This window comes from Rhodoblastus sphagnicola, from assembly GCF_002937075.1.
Classification (GTDB): domain Bacteria; phylum Pseudomonadota; class Alphaproteobacteria; order Rhizobiales; family Beijerinckiaceae; genus Rhodoblastus; species Rhodoblastus sphagnicola.
Genome location: NZ_NHSJ01000083.1, coordinates 22,694 through 29,405 on the forward strand (window position 1 = coordinate 22,694; position 6,712 = coordinate 29,405).

General features: G+C 63.2%; 7 protein-coding genes and 1 pseudogene. 2 read left to right on the top strand and 6 right to left on the bottom strand.

What is annotated here, in order from left to right:
* Positions 1-64 precede the first annotated feature (64 nt).
* Positions 65-1,330: a TadE/TadG family type IV pilus assembly protein gene (locus CCR94_RS13565; protein WP_104508389.1), complete on the top strand. Its 1,266-nt coding sequence runs from the start codon at positions 65-67 to the stop codon at positions 1,328-1,330.
* 117 nt (positions 1,331-1,447) lie between these two features.
* Here the strand turns inward: CCR94_RS13565 and CCR94_RS13570 are convergent, their stop codons facing one another.
* From CCR94_RS13570 to CCR94_RS13595, 6 genes are all read right to left on the bottom strand, one after another.
* The gene (locus tag CCR94_RS13570; protein WP_104508390.1) at positions 1,448-2,056 is read right to left on the bottom strand and encodes a thiamine phosphate synthase; all 609 of its coding nucleotides are present in this window, start codon (positions 2,054-2,056) and stop codon (positions 1,448-1,450) included.
* Positions 2,053-2,832, bottom strand: coding sequence for a thiazole synthase (locus CCR94_RS13575; RefSeq protein WP_104508391.1), 780 nt, complete (start codon positions 2,830-2,832; stop codon positions 2,053-2,055). Before CCR94_RS13575 ends, CCR94_RS13570 begins: the two co-directional genes overlap by 4 nt.
* Before the next feature lie 467 nt (positions 2,833-3,299).
* The gene (gene serS, locus CCR94_RS13580) at positions 3,300-4,730 is read right to left on the bottom strand and encodes a serine--tRNA ligase (RefSeq protein WP_104508392.1); all 1,431 of its coding nucleotides are present in this window, start codon (positions 4,728-4,730) and stop codon (positions 3,300-3,302) included.
* A gap of 79 nt (positions 4,731-4,809) precedes the next feature.
* On the bottom strand, positions 4,810-5,592 hold the full coding sequence (tatC, locus tag CCR94_RS13585; RefSeq protein WP_104508393.1) for a twin-arginine translocase subunit TatC: 783 nt from the start codon (positions 5,590-5,592) through the stop codon (positions 4,810-4,812).
* Positions 5,589-5,984, bottom strand: a complete 396-nt coding sequence (gene tatB / locus CCR94_RS13590) for a Sec-independent protein translocase protein TatB (protein WP_104508394.1) — start codon at positions 5,982-5,984, stop codon at positions 5,589-5,591. Before tatB ends, tatC begins: the two co-directional genes overlap by 4 nt.
* A 46-nt stretch (positions 5,985-6,030) precedes the next feature.
* Positions 6,031-6,276: a twin-arginine translocase TatA/TatE family subunit gene (locus CCR94_RS13595; protein ID WP_104508395.1), complete on the bottom strand. Its 246-nt coding sequence runs from the start codon at positions 6,274-6,276 to the stop codon at positions 6,031-6,033.
* A 243-nt stretch (positions 6,277-6,519) separates the two neighbouring features.
* Between CCR94_RS13595 and CCR94_RS13600 the strand changes: the two are divergent.
* Positions 6,520-6,712 (top strand): annotated as a pseudogene (locus CCR94_RS13600) (acetyl-CoA carboxylase biotin carboxyl carrier protein); the annotation flags it as partial.

Consider the following 6,712-nt stretch of genomic DNA (forward strand, 5'->3'; position numbering starts at 1 on the left):
ATTCTTATATAATTTCTAAGAATCATTCCATACATTATCGTTTGATTAAATAAGGCTCCCAAAAATGCATGAGCGATGGACCATCAAGACTTTAGGATTGCTCGGGCATTTCAAGCGCGATCGCAAAGGATCGATTTCGCTCTATTTCGCTTTCGCGCTGCTGCCCATCCTGTCGATGATGGGCTTGGCGCTTGATTACGGGCGACTCATCAATGCCAGATCCGCGGCTCAGACCGCAATGGACAATGCGGTCCTGACGGCGGTCATCTCGCCGGGCGCCGACGCCGCTTCGATGTTTCGCGGCAGCATGTCGCAAAGCGGGATCACCCTCACGAGCGCGCCGACTTTCACCACCAACGCCAATGGCGGCGTCACCGGCGCGGCCAGCGGCCTATTGTCGACCGCGATCATGAATGTCCTGGGCTTCAAAGCGATGAAGTTCTCGGTGCGCGCCACGGCGGGAATCTCGACGTCCACCGCCACCACGCGCACGCCGAACAAGGTCTGCATCCTCGTTCTCGATCCCAACGCGGCGCAAGCGCTGCTGGTCAACGGCAATTTCAATGTCGCCGCGCCCACGTGCGAAATCGACGTCGCTTCGACCGGAAGCCCCGCCGCCATCTTCAACAGCGGCGACAACATCAATGTCCAGAATGTTTGCGTCCAGGGATCGACCGTGATCCAGAACAGCGTCACGGTGACAAATCTCGCCACCAATTGCGCCACGGCATCCGATCCGTTCAAGCGGAACATGCCCGCCGTCGCCGTCGCCTCTTGCACAGTGAGCAATCTGAATTATTCGGGAAGCAATAGCCTTTCGCCCGGCGTTTATTGCGGCAATTTCAACTTCAACGGCTCTGGAGCCTTGAACCTCCAGCCGGGCCTCTATGTTTTCTCGGGCGCGCATTGGAATTTGAACAGCGGCTGGACTGTGAGCGGAACCGGCGTCACATTCTATTTCGCCGACAATTCCTCCTATATCCAGATCAACAGCGGCGTTACCGTGAACATCAGCGCGCCCACGAGCGGGACATATGCCAACATCCTGATGTACGAGCCCGGCGGATTATCGAACTCGGCGTTCACGATCAATGCTGCGTCCGGGCAAACCATGAGCGGGTTGATCTATCTGCCCAGCCGCAATCTCACCTTCAATTCCGGCTCCACTTTGTCCAGCGAGAGCCTGACCCTGGTTCTCAATCAGTTGATCCTCAACAGCAACAGTCCGGGAACATGGCGGATCGCGCCAGCCGCTCTGTCGGTCAGCTCCGCATCCTATGCCACCATGACGACCACAACAAAGTCGGGATCGCCCGCGCTCACCCAATAGAGCGTTTTCCAGCGAAGTGGATGCCGGTTCGCGTTAAGAAAACGCGTAAAAACAAAAAACTAGAGCCCCGATCCGATTCAATCGGATCGAAAAAGGCTCTAGGGCGCGCAGGACAATTCAGCGCGAAAAGGCGCGGGTCGCGGCGACCCATTCGCGGCAGCGCGCCTCGGGGTCGGCGTTGAGCGAAATGTCGGTGACGACAGCCGCGCTGTCGGCGCCCGCCTTGAAGCAATCTTGCCCCCGCTCCGGCGTCAGGCCGCCGATGGCGACCAGCGGCAGGTCGCCGATTTTTTGCCGCCACAGGCCGAGCTTTTCAAACCCCTGTGGCGCCCATGGCATTTTCTTCAAGAGAGTCGGAAAGATCGGGCCGAGCGCGACATAATCCGGCTCCACCGCCAGCGCGATCGCCAGTTCGGCCTCGTCATGGGTGGAGACGCCGAGCTTCAAACCGCCCGCCTTGATCGCGGCGAGATCGGCGCCGGCCAGATCCTCCTGGCCGAGATGGATGAAATCGCAGCCCAGCTCCAACGCGAGGCGCCAGTAATCGTTGACGATCAGTTGCGCGCCATGAGTCTGGCACAGGTCGCGGGCCTCAGCGATTTGCGCGCGCAAATCGGCTTCGGCCGCGTCCTTCACGCGCAATTGCGCCAGTTTGACGCCGCAGGGCAGCAGGCGGCGCAGCCAGCCGACGTGATCGGCGATGAGGTAGAACGGGTCGAGCTTCATGTAAACGCCCGCCCCAGCACCGGGGTTGAAGGCTCGGCCATGTCGCGCGGCTCGATGGGCAGCGCCTTGTAAGCCGCCCTGCCCGCCTCGCAGGCCAGCGCGAAGGCGCGGGCCATGGCTTTCGGGTCGCCGGCCTTGGCTATGGCCGTGTTGAGCAGCACCGCGTCATAGCCGAGCTCCATCGCCTGCGCCGCCTGCGAGGGCGCGCCGAGGCCGGCGTCGATCACCAGCGGCAGTTCGGGGTAGCGCGCGCGCAGCGCCCGCAGCCCAAAAATGTTGTTGAGGCCCCGGCCCGAGCCGATCGGCGCGCCCCAGGGCATCAGCACCCGGCAGCCCGCGTCCACCAGTCGGTCGGCCAGCATGACGTCCTCGGTCATGTAGGGGAAGACCTCAAAACCGTCGTCGCACAGGATACGCGCGGCTTCGACGAGGCCGAACGGATCGGGGGCGAGCAGGTCGTCGTCGCCGATCACCTCCAGCTTGATCCATTTGGTGTCAAACAGCTCGCGGGCCATGTGGGCGGTGGTCACGGCCTCCTTCACGCTGCGGCAGCCGGCGGTGTTGGGCAGCACTTTTAGGCCGGACTCGCGGATCAGGCCCCAGAAGCTTTCGCCGGCGCGCGAACCGCCCGCCTCGCGCCGCAGCGACACCGTGGCGACCTCGGTCTTGGATGCGGCCAGGGCGTCGGCGAGAATGGCCGGCGAGGGATATTGCGACGTGCCCACCAGCAGTCGGGAATTTAGGGTGACGCCGTAAAACGTCAGGGGATCGTTCATGACAGACGCTCCAAATTTGACGGCTCGAAGTGTGACGGCTCCGCTTCTCCCCTGGCGGGAGAAGGGGGGCAAAGCCGCGAGACGGATGAGGGGGGCCTTGCGGACAAGGCTGAACTGGACAATCGCACGATTGCCGGGTGGAAGCGATGGCGCGCCGGCTCCGGCTTCAACCGGGGGTGAGCTTGGCGCCTTCGCCGTCGTGGCGCGCGACCGAACAATCGCCTGGTCGCAAGCGCGCGAACAAGGCAAATAACCGTGACGAAGACCATCCGTGGAGTCGATATTTCCAAATCGAGGCTCGACGCGGCGGCGACGCCGGGCGTTTGCGCAAGCTTGGCCAAAGCGGGCGATGCGCGCGCGAAAAGCGCAAATGCAACTTCACACATCAGACAATTGCTCATCCGTCTCGCGCGTGGCGCGAGCCGCCTCCCGCCCTCCGACGGACTATGGGGAGAAGGGAGGCGCCGTCACGCTTTTTCGATCTTTTCCAGCCCGCCCATATAGGGCCGTAAAACCTCCGGAACCGTCACGGAGCCGTCCTCGTTCTGGTAGTTTTCCAGCACGGCGACCAGGGCGCGGCCGACCGCCACGCCCGAGCCGTTCAGCGTGGCGACGTAGCGCGTGGCCTTGCCTTCGCTCGGGCGGTAGCGGGCGGCCATGCGGCGCGCCTGGAAATCGCCGCAGACCGAGCAGGACGAGATTTCGCGGTAGCGGTCCTGGCCCGGCAGCCAGACCTCGATGTCATAGGTTTTTTGCGAGGCGAAGCCCATGTCGCCGGTGCAGAGCAGCACGACCCGATACGGCAGGCCCAGGCGCTTCAAAACTTCCTCGGCGCAGGCGGTCATGCGTTCGTGTTCTTCCAGCGCCTGTTCCGGCGTGGTGATCGACACCATTTCCACTTTCGAGAACTGATGCTGGCGGATCATGCCGCGCGTGTCGCGGCCGGCAGCCCCGGCCTCGGCGCGGAAACAGGGGGTGCCCGCCGTCATGCGCAGCGGCAGGCTGGCTTCGTCGAGGATTTGCTCGCGGACGAGGTTTGTGAGCGGCACTTCCGCCGTGGGGATCAGCCAGAAATCCTCGGTGGTGTCAGCCCGATCGAGGATGCCGCCGACAAAATCCGCTATGTCGTCCGAACCGGCGCGAAAACGTTCGATTTCGCTCGCCGGCGCTCCGGCGAGCGCCGCCGCGAGCTGTTGCGCGCGCACCGCCGAGGTGGTGGCGAAGAACTGGTCGTCGTAAAATTTTGGCAGTTGCGCGGTGCCGAACATGGCGCGGTCGCGCACCAGCAGAGGCGGGTTGATCTCAAGGTAGCCATGGTGATCGGTGTGCAGGTCGAGCATGAACTGCGCGAGCGCGCGCTCCAACCGCGCCAGCCGGCCTTTTGTCAGGACGAAACGCGCGCCGGAAATCCGCGACGCCGCCTCAAAATCCATCAGGCCGAGGGCTTCGCCGATCTCAAAATGCTCCTTCGGCTTGAAGGCGAATTTTTTCGGTTCGCCGACCCGGCGGATTTCGGGATTGTCGTTCTCGTCGGCGCCGAAGGGGACTTCGGGCAGCGGGCGGTTGGGGATGGCGGCGAGTTCGGTTTCCAGCGCCACTTTGGCGTCGCGCTCCTGGGCTTCGAGCGCGCCCATGGTTTCCTTCAGCTCCGCGACTTCGGCCTTGAGCTTTTCGGCCAGCGCGGAATCCTTGGCCTTCATCGCCGCGCCGATTTCCTTGGAGGCGGCGTTGCGGCGCTCCTGCGCGGCCTGCGCCTGCTGGATCGCGGTTTTGCGGGCGTCGTCCAGCCGCACCAGTTTGGCGATCAGGGCGTCGGCTGCGGATTCGTCGGGCTTGCGCCGCAAAAAATCGGCGCGGAAGCCGGCGAGGTCGTCGCGGATCGTCTTGATGTCGTGCATGGCGGGCTCGTGCTGGGCGTCCGTGGACCGCCCTCGCGCTTCGAGACGGCCGCCTTTGGCGGCCTCCTCAGCATGAGGGCTACTGGGAGATTTCGTTGTCGGCGCTGGCCCGATTCTTTTCGATCAGGCCCACCGCCAAAACCGCGCCTTCGTAAAGCAGCGCCATGGGCAGGACAAGCGCGATCATCGAGATCAGGTCGGGCGGGGTCAGGATGGCTGCGATCACCGTGATGCCCACGATGGCGTAGCGCCGCTTTTCGGTGAGAAATTTCCTGTCGATCACCCCGGCGTGACCGAGCAAGGTGAGAATCACCGGGAGTTGGAAGGCGATGCCGAAGGCGAAGATCAGCGTCATGATCAGCGACAGATATTCGCTGACCTTGGGCAGCAATTCTATGGTCGCTTCGCCCTTCACGCCCAATTGCTGGAAACTCACCGAGAACTTGATGAGAAACGGCATGACCGCGAAATAGACCAGCAGCGCGCCCAGGAAGAAGAACACCGGCGTCGCCAGCAGATAGGGCGCGAAAGCCTTGCGCTCATGAGAATAGAGCCCCGGCGCGACGAATTTGTACAGTTGCAGCGCCATGAGCGGGAAGGCGATGAAGCCGGCGCCGAACATCGACAGTTTGAGCTGGGTGAAGAACTGTTCGAGGAAATGGGTGGCGATCAGCTTCGCATTGTCCGCGCCGACCACCGACACATAGGGGCCGAGCAGGATGTTGTAGATTTGGTGCGAAAACCAGAAGCACATCACGAAAGCGGCGACGAAGGCGAGCAAAGCCTTGATCAGCCGGGCGCGCAACTCGATGAGATGCTCGATGAGCGGCGCCTTGGTGGCGTCGATGTCGGCTTGCGTCATGATTTGGCTTCCGGCGGCGGCGGCGGCAGGTCGGCCTTTTCGATCAAGTGATTTTCCGGCGCCTCGGTCTCGATTTTCGGCGGTTGCGGCGGCGGCGTTTCCTGAGGCGGCGCCGGCGGCGTCTTTTCCGGGTCGATCATGTCGGCGATGCGGTTCATGGTCCCTTCAATGGACGTCTTCTGCTTGAGATCGGCGAATTCGTCCTTGAGGTCGCGCATATCCGTTTCGCGCAGGGCCTCGTCGAACTGGGCGCGGAAATCCGTCGCCATGCGCCGCGCCTGACCGAGAAGGCGCCCGAGTTGCCGCAGCGCGCCCGGCAAATCCTTGGGCGGAATGAAGATCAGGGCCACCACGCCAATAAGCAGCAGCTTGCCGACATCGAAATCGAACATGGAGGCCCTTCACCTTACCCGCGACAGATGAGCGCAGGACGCCCGTTCAACCGACCTTGTTGGGATCGCGCGCGGCCTCTGCCGGCGCGGGCGCCTGGTGATCGAGCGTCTTCGCCGGGGCCGCCGGATCAGCCGGCTTGGGCGCCGGCTCCTCGTCGCTCAGGCCCTTTTTGAAACTCTTGATGCCCTTGGCGACGTCGCCCATAAGCTCGGAAATCTTGCCCTTGCCGCCAAACAGGATGAGGACGACGACGGCAGCAAGCAGAAGATGGGGCAATGACAAGCCGCCCATGACGTGAGACCTCCGAGTGAAATTTTGTCAGCGAACCTAGTGCCGCCCGCGCGTAAAAACAAGGCGGCGGCGCGGACGCGGCGGCAAATCCGCGTGGTCACATCTTGAGCAGCGCCCCTTTCTTTGGGCGCCCAAAAGGACTATACGGCTGATCGTTCTTCAGCTTAAGCGCGATTCACGCGCGGCGCGCCCACGGGGCGCGATCCGTGGGCGCGCCCCAAAATCCAAGAGGCCCTCACCCGAATGCCCAAGACCCCCGCCTCCAAACCTGCCCGCGACACGTCGTCCGAGATCGACGCCGGGCTGGTCCGCGAAATCGCCCTGCTGCTGAGCGAGACGGATTTGAGCGAGATCGAGGTGGAGCGGGGCGACCTGCGCATTCGCGTCGCGCGCCAGACCTATGCGCCCGCGCCCGTCGCCCAGACCTATGTCGCCG

Excerpts from the sequence above, each read along its gene's own strand:
- CCR94_RS13565 (WP_104508389.1), top strand. The coding sequence starts at position 65 with ATGCATGAGCGATGGACCATCAAGACTTTAGGATTGCTCGGGCATTTC.
- CCR94_RS13570 (WP_104508390.1), bottom strand. The coding sequence starts at position 2,056 with ATGAAGCTCGACCCGTTCTACCTCATCGCCGATCACGTCGGCTGGCTG.
- CCR94_RS13575 (WP_104508391.1), bottom strand. The coding sequence starts at position 2,832 with ATGAACGATCCCCTGACGTTTTACGGCGTCACCCTAAATTCCCGACTG.
- serS (WP_104508392.1), bottom strand. The coding sequence starts at position 4,730 with ATGCACGACATCAAGACGATCCGCGACGACCTCGCCGGCTTCCGCGCC.
- tatC (WP_104508393.1), bottom strand. The coding sequence starts at position 5,592 with ATGACGCAAGCCGACATCGACGCCACCAAGGCGCCGCTCATCGAGCAT.
- tatB (WP_104508394.1), bottom strand. The coding sequence starts at position 5,984 with ATGTTCGATTTCGATGTCGGCAAGCTGCTGCTTATTGGCGTGGTGGCC.
- CCR94_RS13595 (WP_104508395.1), bottom strand. The coding sequence starts at position 6,276 with ATGGGCGGCTTGTCATTGCCCCATCTTCTGCTTGCTGCCGTCGTCGTC.